The sequence below is a fragment of the Stenotrophomonas sp. TWI1151 genome (assembly GCF_039673135.1).
In the GTDB taxonomy this organism is placed as follows: Bacteria; Pseudomonadota; Gammaproteobacteria; order Xanthomonadales; family Xanthomonadaceae; genus Stenotrophomonas.
On record NZ_JBDJLA010000004.1, the window covers coordinates 116,637 to 141,318 of the forward strand.

General features: G+C 67.3%; 23 protein-coding genes and 1 pseudogene. 11 read left to right on the plus strand and 13 right to left on the minus strand.

Annotated features, from left to right (window positions below):
- Nucleotides 1-252: 252 nt before the first annotated feature.
- Nucleotides 253-825: a hypothetical protein gene (locus tag ABE422_RS07455; RefSeq protein WP_313212372.1), complete on the minus strand. Its 573-nt coding sequence runs from the start codon at nt 823-825 to the stop codon at nt 253-255.
- Nucleotides 826-1,081: 256 nt separating this feature from the next.
- Here ABE422_RS07455 and cysS point away from each other — a divergent pair, with 256 nt between their 5' ends.
- From cysS to ABE422_RS07470, 3 genes are all read left to right on the plus strand, one after another.
- Nucleotides 1,082-2,449 (plus strand): cysteine--tRNA ligase, encoded by a 1,368-nt coding sequence (gene cysS / locus ABE422_RS07460; protein WP_313212354.1) that lies wholly within the window; start codon nt 1,082-1,084, stop codon nt 2,447-2,449.
- A gap of 150 nt (nt 2,450-2,599) precedes the next feature.
- Nucleotides 2,600-3,040 (plus strand): SufE family protein, encoded by a 441-nt coding sequence (locus ABE422_RS07465; RefSeq protein WP_313212355.1) that lies wholly within the window; start codon nt 2,600-2,602, stop codon nt 3,038-3,040.
- Nucleotides 3,037-4,290, plus strand: coding sequence for an MFS transporter (locus ABE422_RS07470; protein ID WP_346482743.1), 1,254 nt, complete (start codon nt 3,037-3,039; stop codon nt 4,288-4,290). Before ABE422_RS07465 ends, ABE422_RS07470 begins: the two co-directional genes overlap by 4 nt.
- Nucleotides 4,291-4,587: 297 nt before the next feature.
- Here the strand turns inward: ABE422_RS07470 and dksA are convergent, their stop codons facing one another.
- Entirely contained in the window at nt 4,588-5,859 is a 1,272-nt protein-coding gene (gene dksA / locus ABE422_RS07475) for an RNA polymerase-binding protein DksA (RefSeq protein ID WP_313218906.1), read from the minus strand.
- Between the two features lie 272 nt (nt 5,860-6,131).
- On the opposite strand from dksA, the gene yidD reads away from it, so the two are divergent.
- The 3 genes from yidD to ABE422_RS07490 are packed head-to-tail and all read left to right on the plus strand — an operon-like array spanning nt 6,132 to nt 8,581.
- Entirely contained in the window at nt 6,132-6,389 is a 258-nt protein-coding gene (gene yidD, locus ABE422_RS07480) for a membrane protein insertion efficiency factor YidD (RefSeq protein ID WP_121038212.1), read from the plus strand.
- Nucleotides 6,390-7,736 (plus strand): dihydroorotase, encoded by a 1,347-nt coding sequence (locus ABE422_RS07485; protein WP_346482744.1) that lies wholly within the window; start codon nt 6,390-6,392, stop codon nt 7,734-7,736.
- Nucleotides 7,736-8,581 carry a M23 family metallopeptidase gene (locus ABE422_RS07490; RefSeq protein ID WP_313218910.1) on the plus strand — a complete coding sequence of 282 codons (846 nt, stop codon included), beginning with the start codon at nt 7,736-7,738 and terminating at the stop codon, nt 8,579-8,581. Before ABE422_RS07485 ends, ABE422_RS07490 begins: the two co-directional genes overlap by 1 nt.
- Nucleotides 8,582-8,612: 31 nt before the next feature.
- Here ABE422_RS07490 and ABE422_RS07495 read toward each other — a convergent pair whose 3' ends face one another.
- The 5 genes from ABE422_RS07495 to efp all read right to left on the minus strand — a co-directional run bounded on the left by ABE422_RS07495 (nt 8,613) and on the right by efp (nt 12,925).
- Nucleotides 8,613-9,320, minus strand: a complete 708-nt coding sequence (locus ABE422_RS07495; RefSeq protein WP_346463770.1) for a squalene/phytoene synthase family protein — start codon at nt 9,318-9,320, stop codon at nt 8,613-8,615.
- A gap of 18 nt (nt 9,321-9,338) precedes the next feature.
- Nucleotides 9,339-10,022, minus strand: coding sequence for a phosphoglycolate phosphatase (locus ABE422_RS07500; RefSeq protein ID WP_346463772.1), 684 nt, complete (start codon nt 10,020-10,022; stop codon nt 9,339-9,341).
- A complete protein-coding gene (gene ubiG / locus ABE422_RS07505; protein ID WP_121038225.1) occupies nt 10,015-10,746 on the minus strand; it encodes a bifunctional 2-polyprenyl-6-hydroxyphenol methylase/3-demethylubiquinol 3-O-methyltransferase UbiG in 732 nt (243 codons plus the stop codon). The genes ABE422_RS07500 and ubiG overlap by 8 nt, the downstream gene beginning before the upstream one ends.
- Nucleotides 10,747-10,762: 16 nt before the next feature.
- Nucleotides 10,763-12,106: a TRZ/ATZ family hydrolase gene (locus ABE422_RS07510; RefSeq protein ID WP_346482745.1), complete on the minus strand. Its 1,344-nt coding sequence runs from the start codon at nt 12,104-12,106 to the stop codon at nt 10,763-10,765.
- A gap of 249 nt (nt 12,107-12,355) precedes the next feature.
- Nucleotides 12,356-12,925, minus strand: coding sequence for an elongation factor P (gene efp, locus ABE422_RS07515; protein ID WP_019182820.1), 570 nt, complete (start codon nt 12,923-12,925; stop codon nt 12,356-12,358).
- A gap of 126 nt (nt 12,926-13,051) precedes the next feature.
- Between efp and epmB the strand changes: the two genes are divergently transcribed.
- On the plus strand, nt 13,052-14,056 hold the full coding sequence (epmB, locus tag ABE422_RS07520) for an EF-P beta-lysylation protein EpmB (RefSeq protein ID WP_313212364.1): 1,005 nt from the start codon (nt 13,052-13,054) through the stop codon (nt 14,054-14,056).
- Here epmB and ABE422_RS07525 read toward each other — a convergent pair whose 3' ends face one another.
- From ABE422_RS07525 to ABE422_RS07535, 3 genes are read right to left on the minus strand one after another with little or no spacing between them, the layout of a single operon-like run.
- Nucleotides 14,057-16,183, minus strand: coding sequence for an EAL domain-containing protein (locus ABE422_RS07525; RefSeq protein WP_346482746.1), 2,127 nt, complete (start codon nt 16,181-16,183; stop codon nt 14,057-14,059). It lies immediately after the preceding gene.
- Nucleotides 16,180-17,112, minus strand: coding sequence for a phosphate/phosphite/phosphonate ABC transporter substrate-binding protein (locus tag ABE422_RS07530; protein ID WP_313212366.1), 933 nt, complete (start codon nt 17,110-17,112; stop codon nt 16,180-16,182). The genes ABE422_RS07525 and ABE422_RS07530 overlap by 4 nt, the downstream gene beginning before the upstream one ends.
- A gap of 52 nt (nt 17,113-17,164) precedes the next feature.
- Nucleotides 17,165-17,938, minus strand: coding sequence for an RNA methyltransferase (locus tag ABE422_RS07535; protein WP_313212367.1), 774 nt, complete (start codon nt 17,936-17,938; stop codon nt 17,165-17,167).
- Between the two features lie 119 nt (nt 17,939-18,057).
- Between ABE422_RS07535 and ABE422_RS07540 the strand changes: the two genes are divergently transcribed.
- On the plus strand, nt 18,058-18,885 hold the full coding sequence (locus ABE422_RS07540) for an inositol monophosphatase family protein (protein ID WP_019182815.1): 828 nt from the start codon (nt 18,058-18,060) through the stop codon (nt 18,883-18,885).
- Between the two features lie 445 nt (nt 18,886-19,330).
- Here ABE422_RS07540 and htpX read toward each other — a convergent pair whose 3' ends face one another.
- Complete coding sequence (gene htpX, locus ABE422_RS07545; protein ID WP_313212368.1) at nt 19,331-20,203, minus strand: protease HtpX; 873 nt, start codon at nt 20,201-20,203, stop codon at nt 19,331-19,333.
- A gap of 93 nt (nt 20,204-20,296) precedes the next feature.
- On the opposite strand from htpX, the pseudogene gluQRS reads away from it, so the two are divergent.
- The 3 genes and pseudogenes from gluQRS to phaR form a co-directional block, all read left to right on the plus strand.
- Nucleotides 20,297-21,216, plus strand: a pseudogene (gene gluQRS, locus ABE422_RS07550) (tRNA glutamyl-Q(34) synthetase GluQRS); the annotation flags it as partial.
- A gap of 39 nt (nt 21,217-21,255) precedes the next feature.
- Nucleotides 21,256-21,996: an acetoacetyl-CoA reductase gene (gene phbB, locus ABE422_RS07555; protein WP_121038246.1), complete on the plus strand. Its 741-nt coding sequence runs from the start codon at nt 21,256-21,258 to the stop codon at nt 21,994-21,996.
- A 121-nt stretch (nt 21,997-22,117) separates the two neighbouring features.
- Nucleotides 22,118-22,657, plus strand: a complete 540-nt coding sequence (phaR, locus tag ABE422_RS07560) for a polyhydroxyalkanoate synthesis repressor PhaR (RefSeq protein WP_070470221.1) — start codon at nt 22,118-22,120, stop codon at nt 22,655-22,657.
- Between the two features lie 121 nt (nt 22,658-22,778).
- Here the strand turns inward: phaR and ABE422_RS07565 are convergent, their stop codons facing one another.
- Together ABE422_RS07565 and ABE422_RS07570 are read right to left on the minus strand one after the other, a co-directional pair.
- The gene (locus tag ABE422_RS07565; RefSeq protein ID WP_346481771.1) at nt 22,779-23,741 is read right to left on the minus strand and encodes a TraB/GumN family protein; all 963 of its coding nucleotides are present in this window, start codon (nt 23,739-23,741) and stop codon (nt 22,779-22,781) included.
- 2 nt (nt 23,742-23,743) lie between these two features.
- Nucleotides 23,744-24,682: a DUF1684 domain-containing protein gene (locus tag ABE422_RS07570; RefSeq protein ID WP_346481742.1), complete on the minus strand. Its 939-nt coding sequence runs from the start codon at nt 24,680-24,682 to the stop codon at nt 23,744-23,746.

The window sequence follows — 24,682 nt, forward strand, 5'->3', positions numbered from 1 at the left end:
GAAACGAAAAAACCCAGCGCGGGGGCTGGGTTTTCCAAACAGGCAGCACGAAGCTCCGGTTACCCAGCGAAAATGTGGGGTTCCGGTCGGCGGGCACGCGACGTCATGCCCGTAGCCATACGGGCGGCGCTGGTGTCGTGCTGGAAGTCGGTGAGTTTCATGGCCGCCCATCTTTGCATGCACCCGGAGTGCGTGCAAGGCCTGAATGACAATTCAGGTTGAAGGCATCCACGCCCGGGGCGATGCCGGGGGTCACGGGTTGGCGCCACCGGCCTGATCGTTGCCCACCCAGGGGGTGATCGAGACCCGGATCTTGAGGCGGTTGCCCGGGTCTTCCGGCAGGCGGGAACGGTACTTGGTGCCCTTGTAGACGTAGTCCACGTCGTAGGCGATCGGGCGGCGGAACTCACGGCCGACCGGGATGATCTTGCAGTCCCGGGTCAACAACGGCCCGGTGTTGGCCGGCGTGGCCTCGACCACCACCGTCTCGGCGTAGCCGCTTTCGTCGGTGCTGCCGTCTTCCCGGCGGAAGATCGAGCGTACCGAATCCATGAAGCGGCCGAAGCGGCCTTTGTCTTCCTGCGGCTCCTCGCCGGTGACATTGACCGGCGCGAGCGTGCGGGTGGAGACCGGCTCGCAGTGCTCTTCGGTGCGGGTGGCGCGCAGGGTCTGGAAGACCGGCTCGACGTTGAGCACCTGGGCGTAGTCGAACTTGACGTTCTCCACGATCACCACCCGGTTGCGCACCTCACCCTCCTGGGCGCACGCCCCGAAGGCGGCACTTCCGAGCAGGCAGACCAGCGTCAACAACGAAGCGGATTTCATTGGCAACAGGGAAAAGGACAAGAGGGATAGTTTAGGCAGTGGCAAGCACAAGGGGCTGAACATTACCCTTCCGTGACGTTTCTGCCCATAGGCCGACCCCACCCGCGGGGCCGGAAGCCCGCCACGACGGGCCGGAACGCCTGAAGCCTTCAGCCACACCGCCAGCGGCCGAGGCCGCCGGCCTGCCGTGCCCCACATCCCCCCAAAGCCCCCGACACGTTCTAAAATCGACCGCTTACCCCCGCTCCCGACCCCCATGACCCTGCGCCTGCACAACAACCTGACACGCCAGCTCGAACCGTTCACCCCGCTCGATCCGACCTGTCCGACCCTGTATGTGTGTGGCCCCACGGTCTACAACTACGTCCACATCGGCAATGCCCGTGGGCCGGTGGTGTTCGGCGTACTGGCCGACCTGCTGCGTCGCCGCTTCGGCGGCCTGCGCTATGCGCGCAACATCACCGACGTGGATGACAAGATCAACACGGCCGCGCGCGAGCAGAACGTGCCGATCAGCACCATTACCGACCGTTTCGCCGCCGCCTACCGCGAGGACATGGCCGCACTGGGCGTGGTGCCGCCGGATATCGAGCCGGAAGCCACCGCGCATATCCCCCAGATCGTGACCATGATCGAGCAGCTGATCGCCAACGGGCATGCCTATGCGGCCGAAGGCCACGTGCTGTTCTCGGTGAGCTCCTACACCGACTACGGCAAGCTCTCGCGCCGCGACCCGGACGAGATGCTGGCCGGTGCCCGCGTGGATGTCGCCCCGTACAAGCGCGACCCGGGCGATTTCGTGCTGTGGAAGCCCTCCAGCGACGACCTGCCGGGCTGGGCATCGCCGTGGGGCCGTGGCCGCCCGGGCTGGCACATCGAGTGCTCGGCGATGGCCGCCGCGCACCTGGGGCCGACCATCGATATCCATGCCGGCGGCGTGGACCTGCAGTTCCCGCACCACGAGAACGAGATCGCCCAGAGCGAGTGCGCGCACGGCGGGCAGACCTTCGCCCGGTTCTGGCTGCACAACGGCATGCTCAACTTCGGCGGCGCCAAGATGAGCAAGTCGATCGGCAACATCGAGCGCGTGCACGATCTGGTCCGCCAGCATGCCCCCGAGGCGCTGCGCTATGCGCTGCTGTCGGCCCACTACCGGCAGCCGCTGGACTGGTCCGATGCGCTGATCGAGCAGTCGGTGCGCACCCTGGACCGCCTGTACGGCACGCTGCGCGATCTGGTCGAGGTGGACGCCGCTGCGGTGATTCCGACCGAGATCGAGGCCGCACTGGATGACGACCTCAATACGCCGCAGGCGCTGGCCGAGCTGGCCCGTATCGCCGGTGAGGCACGCAAGGCTGCCGACGCCGACAAGGCGCACTGGAAGTCCGCGCTGCTCGGTGCCGGCCTGGCGCTGGGCCTGCTGCAGCAGGATCCCGCGGCCTGGTTTGGCACCGCAGGCGGCAACGACGACGATGCGGCCATCCAGGCCCTGATCGATGAACGCGCCGCGGCCAAGCAGGCCCGCGACTTCGCCCGCGCCGATGCGATCCGCGACCAGTTGGCCGCCGAGGGCATCGTGCTGGAAGACACCGCCCAGGGCGTGCGCTGGTCGCGCAAGCGCTGAAAGACCGCCCGGCTGACCGTCGGGCGCTACCGGACACCGCCCGATCCACTGGGCACTGCCATGACATCGCCCCGGCCACGGACGGCCGGGCTGCCTCCCCCCGCAACTGCACGGTCACCCACGGACGGCGAACACCGACCCGGAGCCCCCATGACCCCCACCTCCCCGTTCCCGCTCGAACCCACCGCTGCTGAAGCCCAGGCCGCCATCGCCGAGGAATTCGCCTTCTTCGGCGACTGGTCCGAGCGTTACCAGTACCTGATCGACCTCGGCCGCAAACTGCCCACCTTCCCGGAAGCGTGGAAGACCGAGGAGCATCGTCTGCTTGGCTGCCAGTCCATGGTCTGGATCGTGCCGGAGGGCAATGCCGAGGCGCTGCGCTTCCACGCCATCAGTGATTCGGCGATCGTCTCCGGGCTGATCTACCTGGCCCTGCGCGTCTATTCGGGCCGTTCGGCGGCCGAGATTCTGGCCACCGAGCCGAGCTACATCCAGGACATCGGGCTGTCGCGCCACCTGTCCCCGACCCGTAGCAACGGCGTGGCGGCAATGCTGGCCTTCATCCGCGACACTGCCCAAGCGCAGTCGTGACGCTCTCCGCCGATCCGCAGGAGCCGGACAGCGCCCTGCAGCTGCTGGCCCGCCCGGGCTTTTCGCTGGTGCTGGCCTACCGCATCTTCGCGATGCTCTCCTACCAGATCGTCGCGGTGACGGTCGGCTGGCATATCTACGAAGTCACCCGCAATCCGTTCTCGCTGGGCCTGGTCGGCCTGGCCGAAGTGCTCCCGTTCTTCTGCGTGGCGCCGTTTGCCGGCTATCTGGTCGACCACCTTCCCCGCCGCCGACTGGGCATGGTCGCCTGCAGCGGGCTGGTGATGACCGCACTGGTGCTGACCGCGGTCGCCCAGGGCTGGCTGCCGTTCCACGGGGTGTGGCCGATCTATGCGGCGATCGCACTGACCGGCATGGTCCGCGCGTTCCTCTCGCCGATCTACAACGCACTGTTCGCCCGCGTGCTGGAGCGCACGCAGTACGCGCGTGGCGCGGGACTGGGCGCGGTGGTGTTCCAGACCGGCATGGTGGTCGGCCCGGCACTGGGCGGCGCCCTGGTGGCGTGGGGCGGCAAGGGCGTCGCCTATGGCGTGGCGGTCGGCGTGTCGCTGATCGCGCTGGGCTGCCTGGCGGCGCTGCGCGTCTCCGAGCCGGTGCATACGGGCCCGGCGGCGCCGATCTTCAAGAGCATCGCCGAGGGCGGCCGTTTCGTGCTCGGCAACAGGATCATGGTCGGGGCGATGGCGCTGGACATGTTCTCGGTGCTGCTCGGCGGCGTGGTGGCGATGCTGCCGGCGTTCCTGCACGAAATCCTGCACCACGGGCCGGAGGGGCTGGGCGTGCTGCGGGCGGCGCCGGCGCTGGGCTCGGTGTGCGTGGGGCTGTGGCTGGCGCGTCGGCCGTTGCAGCGCAATGCGGGGCGTGTGCTGTTGTTCGCGGTGGCCAGCTTTGGTCTGTGCGTGATCGGGTTCGGCCTGTCATCGAATTTCTGGCTGTCGGCGGCGATTCTGTTGTTCTACGGTGCGTTCGACGGTGTGTCGGTAGTGGTGCGTTCGACGATTCTGCAGTTGGCGACGCCGGAGGAGATGCGTGGTCGGGTGTCGTCGATCAATGGCATTTTCATCAGTTCGTCCAATGAGTTGGGCGCGTTCTATGCGGGCACGATGGCGAAGCTGTTGGGGCTGGTCCCGGCGGTGGTGCTGGGGGGCTTTGCGGTGTTGAGCGTGGCGGGCATTACGGCCTGGAAGAATCCGACGCTGCGGCGGTTGAATCTGCGCGATCTGCATTGAGGATTTGGCCGACTGGCCGCTTGGGGCTCCCCAGCTGGACACCGGGCCGGTTGGCTCGCGCTGCGCGGCTGGGGCTGCCGGGGCCGCGGGTTCGGCGCCTGCTTGTTCCTGCGGTTGGGCGGCCGGGCAGCGCAGTGCAGGACCCGGACCGGGCTGCCCGACCCACTCGAGCACCAGACAGCAAGGCGCCAACGCCCTTCGCGACCAACGCGAACCCACCCGAACCAAAAACAGCCAGCCAAAAAAAACCCGGCCGAAGCCGGGGTTTTTCGTAGAACAGCATAACCAACAGCGCGATCAGTCGCCCTGCTGCTTCTGCAGATGCTCCCAACGCTCCTGCGCATCGATCGTGCGCTCAGCAGTCAGGCGGGCTTCCAGACGATCCAGGCCAATCTCTTCGCCCGTATCCACACAGAAACCGTAATCGCCATCTTCCAGACGCTTCAGCGTGCTGTTGATCTTGCCGATCAGCTTGCGATAACGATCGCGGGTACGCAGTTCCAGCGAGTTCTCGGTCTCGCGGGTGGCGCGCTCGGCCTCATCGCCGATATCACGCACTTCTTCCTGCAGGTTCGCGATGGTCTGCTTGGATTCCTCCACCAGATCATTGCGCCAGTGCTGCAGGCGCTGGCGGAAGTACTCCAGCTGCAGCGGGCTCATGTATTCCTCTTCCGCGCTCGGCTTGTAACCGTCGGGCAGGATCGGACGACCGGTGGCTTCGTCAGTCTTGTATTCCACCACCTTCACCTTGGTGCGAGGGGCCGGGGCGGCCGAACGCGCTGCCACGGCAACGGCGACCTTGCCGACCGGACGGGACACGGGCTTGGGGGCGGACTCGGACTTGGCGGGGGTTTTTGCAGGCGATTTCGAAACGGGCACGGGATTCTTGTTTTGCGGGGCCTTGGAGGCGGCGACAGGGGCGACCGGCGCCGGCGTGGACGCCGGAGAAGGTGCCGCCTTGGCCGGGCTCTTGGCCGGGACAGACTTGGCCGGCGCCGGCGATGCCGGCTTCGGTGCGGACTTCACTACGGGTGCTGCAACCGGCTTGGTGGCCGGCTTGGATGCCACGGGCTTGCTGGCGGTCTTGCTGGCCTTCACCGGCGTGGCCGGTGCCTGCTTGACTGCGGTCTTCTTCGCCGGTGCCGGCTTGGACGCCGGTTTGGCGACAGCAGGCGTCACGGTCTTCTTGGCTGCCGTCTTGCTGGCAGCGGCTTTCTTGACGGGCGCCTTGCTCACCGGCTTGCCTGCCGCGCGCTTGGCGGGCTTGGCAACCGGCTTGGCGACCGTCGACTTCTTGGCAACGACCTTCTTGGCGACGGTCTTCTTGGCCACCACCGTCTTGGCAGCAGGCTTCTTGGCGACAGCCTTCTTGACGGTCTTGGCCGGCGACGTGCTGGTCGCCTTTTTAACGGGTGCCGTCCTGGCCGCCGGTTGTTTGGATGCAGGCTTGCCAGCCGGCTTGGCGGCCGGCTTCTTGGCAACGGACTTGGCCGCCAACTTCTTTACAACAGGCTTGGCGGTTTTCTTGGCGGCCTTGACGGCCTTCTTTGCAGTTTTTTTAGCAGCCACGAAACGCTCTTCCTTGGATTCCCCGGGGCCCGGGAAAGCGGGCCTTTATAGCCTACCCGACCAGCAGCAGCAACCACACCGCCTACTCCGTTCAGCCCCGGAGTCGCAAGGCGTGCGACCGGCCCGCCTGGCAGGCGGGCCAACGTGCGCAGTTCGGTACCTGACCCGGCAACACCGCCGGGGCGGCCCGTCGCGCGCGTGGGTGCGGACGGGTCCAACGCCCCATCCTGCGACAAATGCGCCCTTCATGCCAACTGGAATAAGATTGGGGGGTGATCTCACGCCTGCTCATCGCCCTGCTGCGCTTCTACAAGCGCTTCATCAGCCCGCTGCTGGGGCCGCGTTGCCGCTTCATGCCCAGCTGTTCTGAATACGCCATGCAAGCCATCGCCACCCATGGCCCCGCGCGCGGCAGCTGGCTGGCCGCGCGCCGGCTGGGCCGCTGCCATCCCTTCCATCCCGGTGGCATCGACGAGGTGCCCCCGCGCGCCGCGCACGACGCCACCTGCCGCTGCACAGGAAAACACTGAATGTCCTCCACGCTCATCGTCAACGCCCGCCTGGTCAACGAAGGCACCGTCACCCAGAGTGACCTGCGCATCGAAGATGGCCGCATCGCGCAGATCGGCCCCGGCCTGGACGCCCGTCCCGGCGAAACCGTGGTCGACGCCGCCGGCCGCTGGCTGCTGCCGGGCATGATCGACGACCAGGTCCATTTCCGTGAGCCCGGCCTGACCCACAAGGGCGACATCGCGACCGAATCGGCCGCGGCCGTCGCCGGGGGCCTGACCAGCTTCATGGACATGCCCAACACCAACCCGCCCACGCTCAACGCCGAGATCCTGCAGGCCAAGTACGATGCCGCCGCCGGCCGCGCGCGCGCCAACTACGGCTTCTACATGGGCGCCAGCAACGACAACCTGGCCCACATCCAGTCGCTGGATCCCAAGACCGCGCCGGGCATCAAGGTGTTCATGGGCGCGTCCACCGGCAACATGCTGGTGGACAACCCGGAAACGCTCGATGCGATCTTCCGCGACGCGCCCACACCGATCATCACGCACTGCGAAGACACGCCGATGATCGATGCCAAGGCCAAGGAGTACGCCGAGAAATATGGCGATGCACTGAGTGCCGAGCAGCACCCGGACATCCGTTCGCGCGAGGCCTGTTTGAAGTCCTCCGAGCTGGCCGTGTCGCTGGCCAAAAAGCATGGCACCCGCCTGCACGTGCTGCATATCTCCACCGCCGATGAGCTGGCCCTGTTCGAACGCGGCCCGCTGATCCGCGCCGATGGCAGCCGCAAGCAGATCACCGCCGAAACCTGCATCCACTTCCTGCGTTTCGACCGCAGCGATTACGCGCGGCTGGGCAACCTGATCAAGTGCAACCCGGCGATCAAGGAAGCCAGCGACCGCGAAGCGCTGACCCGCGCCGTGGCCGATGACGTGATCGACGTGCTCGCCACCGATCATGCGCCGCACACCTGGGAAGAAAAGCAGAAGCCCTATGCACAGGCGCCGTCCGGCCTGCCGCTGGTGCAGTACGCACTGGTCGCCGCGCTGGAACTGGTGCACGAAGGCAAGCTGGAGATCACCCAGGTCGTGCAGAAGTTCGCGCACGCACCGGCGCAGCTGTTCGACGTGAGCCAGCGCGGCTACCTGCGCGAAGGCTACTTCGCCGATCTGGTGCTGGTCGAAGATGTGCCCTTCACCGTCAAGCGCGAAGACGTGCTGTCCAAGTGCGGCTGGTCGCCGTTTGAGGGCACCACCTTCCGTTCGCGCATCGCCTCGACCTGGGTCAACGGGCAGCTGGCGTGGGATGGCGAGAAACTGGTGGGTTCGCCGAACGGCCAGCGCATGAGCTTCGACCGCTGATGCGGGCACGGGTGTTGAGCGCGGCCCTGGCGGCCGCAGGCGTCGTAGCGATGGGCAGTCTGCTGCCCTCGCCCGCCGTGGCCCAGGCCGATGCGCGTGTGGTGTTTCCGGCCAGCGCCTCGCAGGGCGCGATGGTGATCGGCAAGGTGCCGGCCGGCAGCGTCGTGCAATACGGCGGCCGCACCCTGCGCGTGAGCGGGTACGGCAGCGTGGTGTTCGGCATCGGCCGCGATGAGAAAGGTCCGCTGCAGGTGCAGGTGACGCGCCCGGACGGCGGCAGCGAAACGGCCAGCATCGCGGTCACCCCGCGTGACTGGCCGACCGAGCGCGTCAACGGCGTGCCCCCCAAGACGGTCAATCCGCCGCCGGCGATTGCCGAGCGGATCAAGCGTGAGCAGGCGCAGGTCACCGCCGCGCGTGCCCGCGATGACAATCGCGCCGACTTCGCACAGGCCTTCATCTGGCCGGTGCAGGGCCGCATCAGCGGCCGCTTCGGCAATGCGCGCGTCTATAACGGCCAACCCGGTTCGGGCCACTCCGGCATGGACATCGCGGTGCCGACCGGCACCCCGGTGAAGGCACCGGCCGCAGGCGTGGTCACCTTTGCTGGCCCGGACCTGTACCTGACCGGCGGCACGCTGCTGCTGGATCACGGCTTCGGGATCAGTTCGAATTTCCTGCACCTGTCGCGCATCGACGTGAACGTCGGCGACCGCGTCGAGCAGGGTCAGGTGATCGCCGCCGTCGGTGCGACCGGTCGCGCGACCGGCCCGCATCTGCATTGGGGCATGAACTGGTTCGATACCCGCATCGACCCGCTGCTGGTGCTGGAACGCGGGAAATAACGAAGTGCCGGCTGCTGGCCGGCACGCACGCTCAGCCGCGCGCCGCCCACCAGGTCAGCCACAGCGTCCGCATCGGCGTGGCCTGGTACTGGCGGTCCTGCGCCCAGGTCTGCTGGCGGGCACGGGCCAACGCGGCGTACAGCCGGCGGGGCCGCGGGCCGGCAACCCGCGCCGGCCACTTCGCGAGCAGCTGCTGCGCCCACTTGCGCGGTGCCGCGGTGTCATCCTCGGCCAGCAGCGAACGCGGAATGGCGGCGACGCCACTCTCGTGCAGCCGCTGGGCCAGGGTCTGCACCAGCACCGGGGTGGCGACATCGCCACGCGCCGGGGTATCGAACATCACCGCCTCGACCGCGGCCACAGCGGCCGCATACGCCTGCAGCGAGCGCAGCGCCTGCGCCGGATCGACCGGCACCGCACGCGCGTCGATCAGATCCGGCAGGGTCTCGGCCAGCTGCGCCCACGGCGCGCGCACCGGCTCGAGCACGCGGCCCAGCGGATGGCGCGAGCGCTGTGCGGACCAGCTGCGCAGCTCTTCGCCCCACCACGCCAGTTTGGCGTCGGACGGCATCGGGTCGCCGGCGGTATTGAGGATGTCGTCGAACTCCTGCAGCAGCGAGAACCACGCCACCACCAGGGTGCGCTGGTTCTCGGGCACGAAGCGTTCGGCCACCTGCCACTCGGGCCAGCGGGTCCGCCACTTGTCCAGGAAACTGTCCAGGGCGCTTGGAGTACTCACGGTGTATTCCTTGAAAGGCTAGAGCGTGCGCGGAAGCGGCCACGCCTTGGCATGTTGCAGGTGTTCGGGAAGTGCGATCAGCGTATCGGCGCCCCAGGCCACCGGATCGTCGGCGTCGAGCCGGTAACCCCACAGCGCGGCGACCGAGGCCATGCCGGCGGCGTTGGCGGCGACGATGTCGCGCTCGTCATCGCCCACGTAGATGCAGGTGCCCGGGGCGATGCCCATGCGCTCGGCGGCGGCCAACAGCGGCAGTGGATGCGGCTTGCGCTGGGCCAGGGTGTCGCCGCCGATCAGCACCTTGCAGCGCTGTTGCCAGCCCAGCTGCGGCACGATCAGCCGGGCCAGATACTCGGGCTTGTTGGTCACGATGCCCCACGCGCAGCCGGCCGCATCGAGCGCGTCGAGCATGCCGGCGATGCCATCGAACAGCACGGCATGCTGGCCGATCAGGCCTTCGTAGCGCGCCAGGAACTCCGGCACCAGCGCATCACGCTCGGCCTGCCCCAGCTCGGGAAAGGCCACCGATACCATCGCGCGCGAGCCCTTGGAGACCACCGGGCGCAACGCCCCCAGGGTGATCGGCGCGCGCCCGCGAGCGGCCAGCATCGCGTTGGCGGTGGCCAGCATGTCCGGTGCGCTGTCCAGCAGGGTGCCGTCCAGATCGAACAGCACCGCCGGCGGGAAACCGAACTCAGACACGTGCCGCGTCGTCCGGCTTGACCGCGTGGGCCAGGTAATTGATGTCGGTGCGCGTGCTCAGGCGGGCACGGTTGCGCCACGGCTCGTAGGCCATGCCACTGACATCGCGCAGGTTGAAATCGGCCTCACGCAGCCACTTGCCCAGCTCGGCCGGCTTGATGAAATCCTGGTAGTGGTGCGTGCCCTTGGGCAGCAGCCGTGCCACGTACTCGGCACCGACGATCGCCACGGCGAACGCGGCCGGCGTGCGGTTCACGGTGGACAGGAACAGCTGCCCGCCCGGCTTGAGCAGACGGTGGCAGGCGGCGATGATCGCGCCCGGGTCCGGCACGTGCTCGAGCATTTCCATGCAGGTGACCACATCGAAGCTGCCCGGCTGTTCGGCGGCCAGGTCTTCAGCGGCCTGCACGCGGTAGTCGACCGTGACGCCCGACTCCAGCCCGTGCAGGCGGGCGACCTTGACCAGTTCCGGGGCCAGATCGATCGCGGTGACGTCCGCGCCTTCCTTGGCCAGCGCTTCGCTGAGCAGGCCGCCACCGCAGCCGATATCGAGCACGCGGGCGCCGCGCAGGGTGACGCGCTGGGCGACGTACTGCAGGCGCACCGGGTTCAACGCGTGCAGCGGCTTCTGCGGGCCATCGACGTCCCACCAGCGGTTGGCGAGCGCGGCGAACTTGTCCAGTTCGGCCTGATCGAAATTGGTGGAAGCATGGGGGGTGTTCATGGGGATCCTTGATGCATCAAGCACGGATGTGTCGGATACGCTCGCGCCACTGGCGGGCGTTGGCGACGATCGCGGCGGTGTCCATGCCGACCAGTTCGCGCTGGACCAGCTTGGGCTGGCCGGCGATCCAGACATCGCTGACCTGGTGGCGGCCGGCGGCGTAGACAAGCTGCGAAAGCACATGGTGCAGCGGTTGGGTTTCCAGCGCAGAGAGATCCACGCAGACCAGGTCGGCCTGCTTGCCGACCTCGATCGAGCCGATGCGGTCGCCGAAGCCCAGCGCGCGTGCGCCGCCCAGGGTGGCCGCACGCAGCGTGGTGGCCGCGTCCAGCGCGGTGGCGTCATTGGCCACGGCCTTGGCCAGGATCGCCGCGGTGCGGTTCTCGCTGAACATGTCCAGGTCATTGTTGCTGGCGCAGCCGTCGGTGCCGATCGCCAGGTTCACACCGGCGCGCTGCAGCGCGCAGGCCGGGCAGAACCCGGAGGCCAGCTTGAGGTTGGATTCCGGGCAGTGCACCACGCTGACGCCGCGCTCGGCGCACAGGTGGATTTCGGCCTCGGTCAGCTGGGTCATGTGCACCGCGATCAGGCGGTCGTTGACCAGGCCGAGCCGGTCCAGACGCGCCAGCGGACGCTGGCCATGCAGCTTGATCGAGTCGCTGATCTCCTGCGCGGTTTCATGCGTGTGCAGGTGCACCTGCATGTCCAGCTGGTCGGACAGCATGCGCACGCGTTCGAAGTTCGCGTCGTTGACGGTGTACGGCGCGTGCGGGGCGAACGAGGTGCCGATCAGCGGATCGTTGCGCCACTGGTCGTGCAGCTCGCCGGCCTTGGCGAAGTACTCGTCGTCGGTCTTGGCCCAGGCGGTCGGGAAATCGATGATCACCGCACCGACCAGCGCACGGAACCCGTGCTGCTTGTAGACGGCGGCCTGGACGTCGGAGAAGAAGTAGTTTTCGTTGGCGCAGGTGGTACCGCCGCGCAGCATTTCGGCGATCGCCAGGGTGGTGCCGTCGGCCACGAACTCCGGGCCGATCACCGCCGCTTCCACCGGCCAGATGTGCTGCTGCAGCCAGACCATCAGCGGCAGGTCGTCGGCGACGCCCCGCAGCAGGGTCATGGGATTGTGGGTATGCGCATTGACCAGGCCCGGCATCAGCGCCGCCTCCGGGCGCGAGACGGTCTGCTTGGGTGCAAAGCGCTCGCGCGCTTCGGCACGCGGCAGGATCGCGACGATCTCGCCGCCACGCACGGCCACGGCATGGTCTTCCAGCACCACCGCATGCGGCTCGATCGGGACCACGTAACCGGCTTCGATCAACAGGTCACAGGCTTCGGGAATGCGGGCGGTGTCGGTCATGCGGGCTCACTTGTCTGGGCGGACGACCCGAGGGTGTGGGCGACCGGGACGCTTGGAGGTGGAGCCGACCGTTGGTCGGCTCTACCGGGTGCGGTGTCGGCCGGTGCTGCAGCCGACCAACGGTCGGCTCTACCGGGTGCGGTGTCGGCCGGTGCTGCAGCCGACCAACGGTCGGCTCTACCGGGTGCGGTGTCGGCCGGTGCCGCAGCCGACCAACGGTCGGCTCTACCGTAATCCGGCTTTGCCGGATTACTTGCCTGCGCGTGCGGAGTATTCGCCCGAGCGGGTGTCGACCTTGATGATTTCATCCTGGTTGACGAACAGCGGCACGCGGACCACGGCGCCGGTTTCCAGGGTGGCCGGCTTGCCGCCGCCGCCCGAGGTGTCGCCACGGACGCCCGGATCGGTTTCGGTGATCTTCAGTTCCACGAAGTTCGGCGGCTGGACGAAGATCGGCTCGCCGTTCCACAGGGTGACGATGCAGGACTCTTCGCCCTTCAGCCACTTCTCGGCGCCGCCCATGCCGGCCTTGGTGGCCTGGACCTGCTCGAAGGATTCGGGGTCCATGAAGTGCCAGAACTCGCCGTCGCTGTACATGAAGTCCATGTTGGTATCCACAACGTCGGCCTTCTCCACGTCATCGGTGGCCTTCATGGTCATTTCGACCACGCGGCCCGACTTGATGAAGCGGTACTTCATGCGGGTGAAGGCCTGGCCCTTGCCCGGCTTGACGTATTCGGTCTCGGTGATGACCGCTGGTTCATTGTTGACCAGGATCTTCATCCCGTTCTTGACGTCGTTCATGCCAACAGTGGCCATGCTGAAACTCCTGAATGGGCAAACGCCGCGCAGGCGCGGCGAGCCGGATAGAATGGGAAATCCCACCGACACCGGTGGGGTGACTCGATATTTCTGACCCACATGATAACCGCAGGCCCCCATTCCATGCAGCTTTCCGCCACGCCCCTGGCCGCCCCCGTCCGCTGGCAGCAACGGTGGCGCGAGGCGATCCGCGACCCGCGCGAGCTGCTGCGCCAGTTGGGGCTGGATCCGGCGGAACTGGGCGTTTCGGACGAGGCGGCCGGCCAGTTCGCGGTGCGTGTGCCGCAAGGCTTTGCAGCCCGGATGCGTCATGGCGACCGGCATGACCCCCTGCTCCGCCAGGTCCTGCCGATCACCGACGAACTGAAGGTCGTGCCCGGCTTCAGCCTGGATGCGGTGGGCGACGGGGCGGCCAAGAAGGCCACCGGGGTCATCCAGAAGTACCGCGGCCGCGCCCTGCTGGTCACCACCGGCAGCTGCGCGATCAACTGCCGGTACTGTTTCCGCCGCCATTTCGACTACGGCACCGAGAACGCGGCCCGCGAGGGCTGGCGCGATGCCGTGGATGCGATCGCGCAGGACCCGGACATCGACGAGGTGATCCTGTCCGGCGGCGACCCGCTCTCGCTGGCCACCCACAAGCTGGTGGAGCTGACCCAGGCCCTGACGCAGATTCCGCACCTGCGCCGCCTGCGCATCCACAGCCGCCTGCCGGTGGTGCTGCCCGAGCGCGTGGACGACGCGCTGGTGCAGTGGATCGGCTCGCTGCCGTGGCCGGTGGCGTTCGTGATCCATGCCAACCACGCCAATGAATTCGACGCATCGGTGGACGCCGCGATGGCGCGCCTGCGTGAGGCCGGTGCCACCCTGCTCAACCAGGCGGTGCTCCTGCGCGGGGTCAACGATTCGATCGAGGCGCTGCAGGCGCTGAGCGAGCGCAGTTTCGCGGCGGGCGTGCTGCCCTATTACCTGTATCAGGTGGACCGGGTCGAAGGCGTGGCCCATTTCGAAGTGGCCGACGACACCGCCAAGGACCTGCATGCGCAGCTGACCGCGCGCCTGTCCGGCTACCTGGTTCCCAAGCTGGTCCGCGAGATCTCCGGCGACAGCAGCAAGCGCCCGGTCTGATCAGCTGCCGGCCTCGAGCAGCTGCACCACGTCCGTGGCACTGACCGGGTGGCTCAACCAGTAGCCCTGGGCCAGGTCGCAGCCGCGCTGGGCCAGCAGATCGAACTGCACTTCCTGCTCGATGCCTTCGGCCACCACGGTGATCCCCAGTGCATGGGCCATGGCGATGATCGCCGTGGTCAACGCCAGATCGTCCGGGTCACGCTGCATGTCGGCCACGAAGCTCTTGTCGATCTTGACCCCGTCCACCGGCACCTGGCGCAGGTGGCTCAGGCCGGAGAAGCCGGTGCCGAAGTCGTCCAGCCAGACTTTGACGCCCGTCCGGTGCAGCTTGTCCAGCAGCGCGGCAGCCAGCATTTCATCGCCGATCACGGCGGTTTCGGTCAGCTCCAGGTGCAGGCGCGAGGCCGGAAGGCCGGTGTCGCGCAGGCAGTCGGCGACCAGCGTCGGCAGCTCGCCACCGCGCAGCTGGCGCGGTGACACGTTGACCGAGACGAACAGGCCTTCGCCATCGGCACCCGGCGGCCACTGCACCGCCTCGGTACAGGCCGCGCGCAGCACCTTGGGGCCGATCACTTCGATCAGGCCACTCTGCTCGGCCACTTCGATGAACACCGAGGGCGGAATCGTGCCCAGGGTGGGGTGTTGCCAGCGCAGCAGCACCTCCACGCCGACCATGCGGCGGTCGCGGGTCCGGTAGATCGGCTGATAGGCCAGCCGCAGCTCGCCGCGCTCCCAGGCGCCGCGCAGCTCCTGTTCCATGTGCACGCGGCGCTCGACCGCGTGATCCATGGCCCGGCTGTAGTACCGGTAGCAGTTCTTGCCCGCCATCTTGGCCTGGTACATGGCGATGTCGCCGTTCTTGAGCAGCGTGGTGGCATCGGCGGCATCATCGGGAAACAGGGTCACGCCGATCGAGGTGCCCAGGAACAGCTCGCGGCCCTGCACCACCAGCGGCTTGCCCAGCTCACGCACGAGAATCTCGGCCAGCTCACGGGCGCCGGCAGGAACATCGCCGTCACCGATCAGGATCACGAACTCATCGCCACCGAAGCGCGCCAGCAGCGCTTCATCCCCACCGGCCTGGGCCACCGCCGCGCTGATCCGCTGCGCGAACTGCAGCAAGGCCTCGTCACCGGCCTCGTGGCCCAGCGTGTCGTTGACGCGCTTGAAATCGTCCATGTCAGCGAACAACAGCCCCAGCCGATGCCCGGAGGCCCGTGCCGCCATCAAGCGATGATCCAGCGCCTCGCGGAAGGCCAGCCGGTTGGTCAGCCCGGTCAGGGCGTCGGTATAGGCCATGTGCCGCACCTCACGGTCGTGCCGGGCAATCGCCTGGCTCATGCGACCGAACGCGCGCATCAGCTCCCCCACCTCATCCTGGCGCCGGATCTCCGGCATCTGCAGGGTGTAATCGCCGGCCTCGATCTGGCGGGCGGCGCCGGCCAGCCAGCGGATCGGCGTGACCAGGGTGCGCTGCACGTAGATGATCACCACGGAGCCGATTCCGACCAGCAGGCCGAGCATCAGCAGCAGCCAGCCCAGGTGCCGCTTGCCGACCTGCTGCAGGCGGTCGCCCAGGGTCTGGTTGGCCTGCTGCTCCATGGCCTGCACATCGTCCAGCGCCATGCCCACGCGCACGCCGCCGATCCGCTGGTTGCCGATCATGATCGGCATCGCGTTGTCGAGCACCTTGGGCGACTGCTGCACCACCAGCCCGCGCGCGCCGGCCGCGCCCGCCGCGAGCGGATCGGTCATCGGCTGGCCAAACTCGAGCACGTCCAGCGTGCCGTCGTGGATCAGCCTGCCGTTGTCATCGAACACCAGCACATAGCGCACCACCTGCTGCCGCGAGGTATTGCGCACCAGCGCACCGACCTGCTCCAGGTCGTTGTAATAGAGCGGATTGGCCAGCGCATCGGACAGCTCCCGCGCCAGCGCTTCGCCCCGGCTGCGCACACTGCGGTCGAACAGGTCATGGATGACCGTCCCGCTGAGGTGCTGCACCTCCCCCTGCATCGTCGCCTGGCGCCCCAGCACCACGGCCACGATCGCCACCACGACCAGCATCGCGCCGCCCATCGCCAGCACGAAGCGGGCCTGCATTCCCGAACCCAAGCGACTCATTCCACTTCCATCCGCACGCGCGTCAAGCCTTGTTTCAATTCATCCAGCCGGTGCTGCATCTGCGCATCCACCCGGTGGAACCCGGACGTACCAAAAAATGTTTTCAATGCCGGCTGCGCCTGCGGATCCGATGCGGCATCCAGCAGAACCTGCTGCAACCGGTCGCGCACCTTCGGATCCAGGTCGTCACGCACCATTTCGACCGCACGCGGATACGGTTCGGTGCGATGGATGATGCGGAAATCGCGCAGGAAATTGGCCGGAATGCGTTTGGCATCGGACCAGTCCACGCTGCTCACCGCACCGGCATCGACCAGCCCCTTGTGGACGAACGTGGCGATGTTCGATTCCGACCGCGCGAACACGTAACCCACCGTATCCGGTGCGGCGACATCGCCGATCGAGGCCAGGATTTCCGGCGTCTCGCCGTGCTGCAGCAGGGTCATCACCGGCACCAGATACGCGCTGGTGGAGGCTACGTTCTGCAACGCCAGGGTATGCCCACGCAGGTCTTCCAGCGTCTGGATGGGGCTGTCGCGGCGCACGAAAAACACGGTGTGGTAGTCGCGAACGCCGCTGCGCTCGGTCAGCAGCAGCGGCCTGGCGCCGCTGCGCAACCCCAGCGCGACGGCAGTACCGGAGGTCTCGGTAACCCAGTCGACACGGCCGCGGCGCAGGTAACTGCCCATCTGCTGGGTGTCGCGCGCCATCAGGATGCGGCCTTCGGTGATACCAACATCGTGCATGCGCGGAATCACGTAATCGAGCAGGGGCTGCAGTTGCGCATAGTGTGACCTGGGGTCGTCGCTGATCCGGCCCAGCACCAGCACCTGCGCCGGGCCGGCCCACACCGGGCCGGTCATCGCGGCGATGGCCAGACACAGCACTACGCTCTGCAGCAGCCTTCGCAGTCCCGACAAGCCCATCACTCCCCCCAAGGAATCGAGACAGACTACCCGAAAAAATGAGAACTGCGTCAGCTTACAGGGGCTTATTCGTCGCCAATCGCGCCATGCGCTGTGCGTCGGAGAGGATGCCGCGCAGCAGGCGCACTTCCTGTTCGCTCAATTCGGTGCGCAGGAACAGACGGCGCAGCTTGCGCATCGCCGATTCGGGGGCACGGCCCTTGTGGAAATCGATCTCATCCAAGGTGTCACCCAGCTGGCCGAACAGGCCTTCCACCTGGGCATGACTGGCCGGCGCTTCGCCGAAGCCGGGGTCGGCCGGGACGGCGACCGGGGCATCGGCCGCGCCGAGAATGGCCATGCGCACTTCATAGGCCAGCACCTGGACAGCGGCGGCCAGGTTCAATGAACTGAAGTCCGGGTTGGACGGAATATGCACGGCGGCGTGGCAGAGCTGCAGCTCTTCGTTGGTCAGGCCGGTGCGTTCACGGCCGAACACGAAGGCCACTTCGGCCGGCTCGGCGGCCTTGGCCAGGACGCGCTGGGCAGCCACGGCCGGCAGCAGCTCTTCCAGCTGGACCCGGCGCGAGCGGGCGGTACAGCCCAGCACGAAGCGGCAGTCGGCCACGGCCTCGGCCAGGGTCGCCACCACCGGCGCGTCGCCCAGGACGTCTTCGGCACCGGCCGAGCGGCGGAAGGCCTCTTCATCCAGCGGTTTTTCAGGGGCGACCAGGACCAGGCGGCCCAGGCCCATGGTTTTCATGGCGCGTGCGGCCGCCCCCATGTTTCCGGGGTGCTGGGTGCCGACCAGGACGAAGCGGATGCGGGCGGGAGCGGTTTCTACGGACATGAACAGGCCAAATGCGAGCAGGACAGCGACAAATGGTAAACTGTGCGACCGGCCTCTGCGCCGGGACCGCTCTTTTCCCCCGCCAAACCCCTACTCTGCCTTTACGGGAGCTTTTCGCCATGCAGAAACCCGCCGTCACCGTCATGGTCAAGGCCGCCCGCCTCGCCGGCAACGTCCTGTTGCGCAACATCAACAAGCTCGAGGCGTTGAACGTCGTGCAGAAGGGCCGCATGGACTATGCCAGTGAAGTCGATGCAGATGCGGAAAAGGTCATCGTCAAGGAACTCAAGCGCGCCTATCCCGAGTACGGGATCATGGGTGAAGAAGGTGGCGTGCAGTCGGTCAACCGTTACATGTGGGTCATCGATCCGCTGGACGGCACCAGCAACTACCTGCGCGGCTTCCCCCATTACTGCGTGTCCATCGCCCTGGTCGAGAACGGTGAGCCGATCGACGCGGTGATCTTCGATCCGCTTCGCAATGAGCTGTTCACCGCCAGCCGTGGTGCGGGCGCGGTGTTCAATGACCGCCGTATCCGGATTGCCGAGCGCAAGGATCTGGGCGGCGCGATGATCCATACCGGTTTTGCCCCGCGTGAGCGTCAGCGCACGAGCGCGCAGCTGAAGGCGGTGGACGCGCTGCTGGTGCAGGCCGAAGACGTGCGCCGCACCGGTTCGGCGGCACTGGACCTGGCCTATGTGGCCTGTGGCCGTGCCGATGCGTACTTCGAGGCCGGTGTGAAGGCCTGGGACATCGCCGCCGGTGTGCTGCTGGTCCGCGAGGCCGGTGGCCGCGTCTGCGATTTCAAGGGCGCGACCCCGGCCCGTATGGACAGCCGTGGTCCGGAGACGCAGCAGATCGTGGCTGGCAATGTGAAGATCAGCGATGCGCTGCAGAAGGTGCTGGTCAATACGGGCTACGCGGCGGAGTTCGACGCGAAGTTCTGATCGGGCTGGATCTGATCTGCATGATGACGGCGCCTTCGGGCGCCGTTGTTGTTTGTGGGCGGTCATCGTGCGCCCTGCTTGACACGTCGTCGTGCACCCTGCTCGGAGTGCCACGGTAGTGCCGACCGCTGGTCGGCTGCTGTTGAATTGCTGCCAACGGCAATGGCAGCGGCAACGGCAGCGGCAGCGGCAGCGCTTCCATTGCTGAGGGCGAGAGGCCGGTGGGTAGCCTGGGCCAAGACGCGCCGTAAACCCATCCCTGGGGGCTCGTGGGCGCCCTCCATGGCGCCCTGACGGTCTTGGCCCAGGCTACCCACCGGCCTCTCGACAGATCTTGATGTGGCGGATGGAAGCGCTCGTGCTGCTGAGTCCACTCGGGGCACCTGCTCGCCCAACAAAAACGCCCGGCGGAAGCCGGGCGTTCTGGTCAGCGCACTGCGGTGGGTTACACCACGGTGTTGTTGGCGGCGCGCAGGGCGGCGATGCGCTCGTCCAGCGGGGGGTGGCTCATGAACAGCTTCTTGGCAGCGCCGCCGGCGATGCCGAAGGCGGCGATCTGGGTCGGCAGGGTGCTCTGGCCGTGGTTGACCTTGAGGCGTTCCAGGGCGGCGATCATTTTCTGGCGGCCAGCCAGGTGGGCGCCACCGGCGTCGGCGCGGAATTCGCGGTGACGGGAGAACCACATGGAGATCATGGTGGCGAACAGGCCGAACACCATTTCCAGGACGAACACGATGATGTAGTACGCAAAGCCGCGGCCGCCGCCTTCGCGGTTGCCGGACAGGGCGCTGTCGATGAAGCCGCCGACGATGCGGGCCAGGACGATCACGAAGGTGTTGAGTACGCCCTGCAGTAGGGCCATGGTGATCATGTCACCGTTGGCGACGTGGGCGATTTCATGGCCGAGCACGGCTTCGGCTTCGTCTTCGCTCATGTTGTGCAGCAGGCCGGTGGACACCGCGACCAGGGCCTTGTTGCGGTTGGCGCCGGTGGCGAAGGCGTTGATCTCCGGGCCTTCGTACACGGCCACTTCGGGCATGCCGATGCCGGCTTCACGGGCCTGGCGCTCCACGGTGGCCAGCAGCCAGCGCTCGGTCGGGTTGCGCGGCTCGGTGATCACGACGGCGCCGGTGGAGCGCTTGGCCATGAACTTGGAGAGCAGCAGGGAAATGAACGAGCCGCCGAAACCAAAGATGGCCGCGAAGACCAGCAGGCCGCTCATCTTGTTGGGATCGACGCCCACTACCGACATCACGATGCCGGCCAGGATCAGCACCGCAAAGTTGGTCAGCAGGAAGAGAGCAATGCGACTGAACATGGGAAAAGGACGCTCATGGGAGGTTGATGAGTGCAAATCTGCGGGGACTTCAGCTTGAATTCAAGTCGCAAACTGACCGACGATTCATAGTCCATGTCTGATTCCTCCTATTACGGGCGCTTTGCGCCCTCCCCTACCGGCCCCCTGCACCCCGGCTCGCTGCTGGCGGCGCTCGGCAGCTGGCTGCTCGCCCGCCACGCCGGCGGCCAGTGGCTGGTGCGGGTGGAGGACGTCGATCCTCCTCGAACGGTGCCTGGCGCGGTGAGCGGCCAACTGGCCGCACTGGCCGCCTTCGGGTTGCGCAGTGACGGGCCGATCGTCCATCAGAGCCAGCGCGATGCGCTGTACCAGGGCGCGCTGGACCGCCTGCTGCGCGAGGGCAAGGCATTTGCCTGCCATTGCAGCCGCAGCGAGCTGGCTGCGCAGGGAGGCATCCATCACCACTGCGTGGCCCGCGCCGCGCGTGCGCAACCGGCGGTGCGGCTGCGGGTAGCGCCGGGCAGCGTGGTGCGATTCGACGACGGCTTGCAGGGCCGGATCGTGCAGGACGTGCACGCCGAGGTCGGCGACTTCGTGCTGCGCCGGGCCGACGGTTACTGGGCGTATCAGCTGGCAGTGGTGGTCGACGATGGCGCGCAGCATGTGACCGACGTAGTGCGCGGGGCGGACCTGCTCGATTCCACGCCGCGCCAGATCCTGCTGCAGCAGGCCCTGGATTTGCCGACACCGCGCTACCTGCATCTGCCGCTGCTGCTCGGTCCGGAGGGGCGCAAGCTCTCCAAGTCCGAGGCGGCGCTGCCGGTGGATCCCGCCCAGCCGCTGCCAGCGCTGCGGCGGGCATGGGCGCAGCTGGGCCAGGATCCGGCGATCGGTGCAGGGGCCGATGAGGTGGGCGGGTGGCTTCAGCAGGCGGCCGATGGCTTCGATCCGGCGCGATTGCCACCGGGCGACATTCCGCTGCCGCACGGTGCCGGCGCGGGCGCCCCTTTTGCCCGCTGATGTTGCAGAATCCTGTTCCCCCTTGTTCGCCCTGCCTTTCGGAGTAGCTGCTCATGACATCTCGCGTCGCACTGGTCACCGGTGGTACCGGCGGTATCGGTACTGCCATCTGCCAACGCCTGGCCGACCAGGGCCATCGGGTCGCCACCAACTACCGTGACGAAGCCAAAGCCAAGGCCTGGCGCGAGAAGATGCTGGCGCGCGGCTGCGATGTGGCGATCTTCCCGGGCGATGTGTCCGACCCCGGCACCGCCGAAAGCATGGTGCAGGCTGTCGAAGCGGCGCTGGGCCCGGTCGAGATCCTGATCAACAACGCCGGCATCACCCGCGACACCACCTTCCACCGCATGCGTGCGGACCAGTGGCACGACGTGATCAACACCAACCTCAATTCGGTGTTCAACGTCACCCGCCCGGTCATCGAGGGCATGCGCCGCCGCGGCTGGGGGCGGGTCATCCAGATCAGCTCGATCAACGGCCTGAAGGGCCAGTACGGCCAGGCCAACTACGCCGCCGCCAAGGCCGGCATGCACGGCTTCACCATTTCGCTGGCCCGTGAGAATGCCGGCTTCGGCATCACCGTGAACACGATTTCGCCGGGCTATGTGGCCACCGACATGGTGATGGCCGTGCCGGACGAAGTGCGCGCCAAGATCATCGCCGACATCCCCACCGGCCGCCTCGGCAAGCCGGAAGAGATCGCCTACGCAGTGGCCTTCCTGGTCAACGAGGAAGCGTCCTGGATCACCGGCTCCAACCTGGACATCAACGGCGGCCACCACATGGGGTGGTAAGCGCCGAAAATGCTGCACTCCATGTTGCGCAACATAAATGCGGCCCCTTGCTACCTATGGCGGTTGCATAGGCTGCTGCACTGCGCCATGCTGCGCGCCTACTGTGATGAGTGACTGCTTCATGGCTGCGACCCGCATTATCAAGAAGTACCCGAACCGCCGGCTCTACGACACGGAAATCTCCAGCTACATCACCATAGAGGATGTCCGCCAGCTGATCCTGGACGGTGAGGACTTCGAGGTGCGTGACGCCAAGAGCGGCGATGACCTGACCCGCTCGGTGCTGCTGCAGATCATCGCCGACCAGGAGCAGGACGGCGAACCGATGCTGTCCACCCAGCTGCTCAGCCAGCTGATCCGCTTCTATGGCGACTCGCTGCAGGGCTTCATGGGCAACTATCTGGAGCGCAGCATGCAGGTCTTCCTGGACCAGCAGCAGCAGTTCCGCCAGCAGATGGGCAATCTGCTCGGCCAGACCCCCTGGGCGATGATGAACCAGCTGACCGAGCGCAACATGGAGATGTGGCAGGACTTCCAGCGCAACATGGGCGCCGGCTTCGGCGGCCGCCCGGGTGGCACCGGGACGGGTACCGGCACGGGCACGGGTACCGGCAAGAAGCCGGAAACGCCGCCACCGGGCGCAGGCAAGACCCGCCGCTGAGCCCACGCTCGGCGCAATAAAGAAAAAGGCGCTGCCCTCGGGCCGCGCCTTTTCTCGTTCCAGGGTCCGGCGACGTCATCGACGCCATGCGGTCGGCCCTATCGCCGTCCAGCCGCGCGCGTCAGCGCTTGGGCTTGGCGCAGCCGGTGCAGACGCGCTCCACCTTGTAGCCCTTGGCGCGCAGCTTTTCGACCACACCGTCGTTGCCGAGCAGGTGCAACGTGCCCACCACCACCATCGTGCCGCCCTGCCCGGCCTGCAGATGCTGCTGCAGCTTGGGCACCCAGGCATCGTTGCGGTCGGTGTTGATGCGCTTGTACAGCTGCGGGTACTGGCCGCGCATTTCGGTGGCCATCGAGGTCCACAGCAGCTTGTCGTCGCCGCGGCGCCAGGCGTCATGCAGCTTGCGCCCCATCTCGTCGCCCTTGCCGGCCTGCTCCAGCGCTTCGGCCACCATCTGCTGCTGCTCCTTGGCCGACATCCCCGACAGCACCGCGATCTGGGTATCGATGTCTTCCAGCCCGGCGGTCGCCTTGCCGGCACTCGCGGCGCGGGTCATGAAATGTCGATCCAGGCCGAGCGCGGGGTCCAGCCCCATTTTGGTGAACTGACTCAGGGTGATCGTCAGGCCGACGAACCACGGCTTCATGCCCTGCAGCTGGGCCAGCGGCAGCTTGTTCTCCTGCGCATAGGCCTGCAGCCTGGTCCAGGTCGCGGCGTCCAGATCGCGTTTCAGCTCCGAGCCATCGGTGCGCATCGCGGCCTGCACCATTTTCTGTGCCAGCTGCGGCGATTCCATGTCCTGCGGCGACAGCTCGAACACCACCCGCTGGGACGCCGTGAACGCCTGATCGACATCGGCAGAGAGCGGGTAATCGCTCGGCTGCAGCAGATGGAACGACCCCAGCAGATACAGGCGGCTGTCGCCCGGGCCGGTCACCTTCCACAGCAGCGGGACCGGCGGGGTGGCTTTCGCCGCTGCCGGCGCGCTCGGCGGCGCGGGGCGCGCTTCGGCGCCGCCCGTACCGACCAACAGGCTCGCCGCGATCAGCAACGGGGACACGACACGCGACAACATCAAGATCATCAAGCCTCTCCTTCAGGGGCGTGGTACGCCTGCTCACCGGCGTCCACACGCAGGTCCAGGCGGTTTTCAGGGGGGGTCAGCGGACAGGTCGCGAACGGGGTGAACGCGCACGGCGGGTTGTAGGCGTGATTGAAATCGATCACCACCCGGCCCTGCGCGTCGGGCGCGGGCAGATCCAGATAGCGGCCGGCCGGATAGCTGCCGTGGCCGCTGGTGCGATCGCCAAAGATCACGAACAACTCGCGGCCAGGCTCGCCGATCGCCTCCAGCCGCCAGGTGCGGCCAGCGCGCTCGAATTCCAGCGTGCCGGCATTGGGCAGGTTCGTGGTCAGTCCGGTGATGTCCACGATCGGCAGCGTCTTGCCGGCCGGATGTGGCACGAAGCGCGCAGTGATGCGCCAGGACGGCCCCCCCGGCCAGTACGTCAGGCCGGTGAAGTTCGTTCGCGAGGGGGCATCGGCGTGCTTGACCCGCAGCGCGAAGCGCTCACCGCGATGGATCAGGCTGAGCCGGCCCTTGTCGTCATCGAAGGCGATGACTGTCGGCGTTGGATCGCGATCACTGAAGAAGCGGATGCGGCCGGTGACCGGCTTGCCCTCCACGCGCATCGGCACGCCACGCTCCGGCGTGAACCAGACGGTGCTGCCCTCGCGCGCGACCATGCCGAGCTTGTCGGGGCCGACCGCCAAACGGATGCCGCTGCCCGGCCCACGCCCGATGTAGTGCGCCTTGTACTCCAGCCAGTGCAGGCCAACCAGGCTGGTCCAGCCATCGGCGGCGTGCAGCGCTTCATAGCGCTGTTGGCGCCACTGCTGCTGTTCGGCCTCGAAGGCCGGATCGACCGCCACGTTCGCCGGTGCCGCCTCATTCTTTTCGCCGCATCCCGACACGCTCACTGCCAGCAGCAACGCGGCGGCCCACACTCCCCAGTGCTTCAT

What these genes read in the sequence shown, in the direction of transcription:
- phbB (WP_121038246.1), top strand. Translation starts at nt 21,256, where the DNA reads ATGACATCTCGCGTCGCACTGGTCACCGGTGGTACCGGCGGTATCGGT.
- ABE422_RS07485 (WP_346482744.1), top strand. Translation starts at nt 6,390, where the DNA reads ATGTCCTCCACGCTCATCGTCAACGCCCGCCTGGTCAACGAAGGCACC.
- ABE422_RS07510 (WP_346482745.1), bottom strand. Translation starts at nt 12,106, where the DNA reads ATGACCGACACCGCCCGCATTCCCGAAGCCTGTGACCTGTTGATCGAA.
- ABE422_RS07570 (WP_346481742.1), bottom strand. Translation starts at nt 24,682, where the DNA reads ATGAAGCACTGGGGAGTGTGGGCCGCCGCGTTGCTGCTGGCAGTGAGC.
- efp (WP_019182820.1), bottom strand. Translation starts at nt 12,925, where the DNA reads ATGGCCACTGTTGGCATGAACGACGTCAAGAACGGGATGAAGATCCTG.
- ABE422_RS07455 (WP_313212372.1), bottom strand. Translation starts at nt 825, where the DNA reads ATGAAATCCGCTTCGTTGTTGACGCTGGTCTGCCTGCTCGGAAGTGCC.
- ABE422_RS07490 (WP_313218910.1), top strand. Translation starts at nt 7,736, where the DNA reads ATGCGGGCACGGGTGTTGAGCGCGGCCCTGGCGGCCGCAGGCGTCGTA.
- ABE422_RS07525 (WP_346482746.1), bottom strand. Translation starts at nt 16,183, where the DNA reads ATGAGTCGCTTGGGTTCGGGAATGCAGGCCCGCTTCGTGCTGGCGATG.
- cysS (WP_313212354.1), top strand. Translation starts at nt 1,082, where the DNA reads ATGACCCTGCGCCTGCACAACAACCTGACACGCCAGCTCGAACCGTTC.
- htpX (WP_313212368.1), bottom strand. Translation starts at nt 20,203, where the DNA reads ATGTTCAGTCGCATTGCTCTCTTCCTGCTGACCAACTTTGCGGTGCTG.
- ubiG (WP_121038225.1), bottom strand. Translation starts at nt 10,746, where the DNA reads ATGAACACCCCCCATGCTTCCACCAATTTCGATCAGGCCGAACTGGAC.
- ABE422_RS07540 (WP_019182815.1), top strand. Translation starts at nt 18,058, where the DNA reads ATGCAGAAACCCGCCGTCACCGTCATGGTCAAGGCCGCCCGCCTCGCC.
- epmB (WP_313212364.1), top strand. Translation starts at nt 13,052, where the DNA reads ATGCAGCTTTCCGCCACGCCCCTGGCCGCCCCCGTCCGCTGGCAGCAA.
- ABE422_RS07535 (WP_313212367.1), bottom strand. Translation starts at nt 17,938, where the DNA reads ATGTCCGTAGAAACCGCTCCCGCCCGCATCCGCTTCGTCCTGGTCGGC.
- ABE422_RS07465 (WP_313212355.1), top strand. Translation starts at nt 2,600, where the DNA reads ATGACCCCCACCTCCCCGTTCCCGCTCGAACCCACCGCTGCTGAAGCC.
- phaR (WP_070470221.1), top strand. Translation starts at nt 22,118, where the DNA reads ATGGCTGCGACCCGCATTATCAAGAAGTACCCGAACCGCCGGCTCTAC.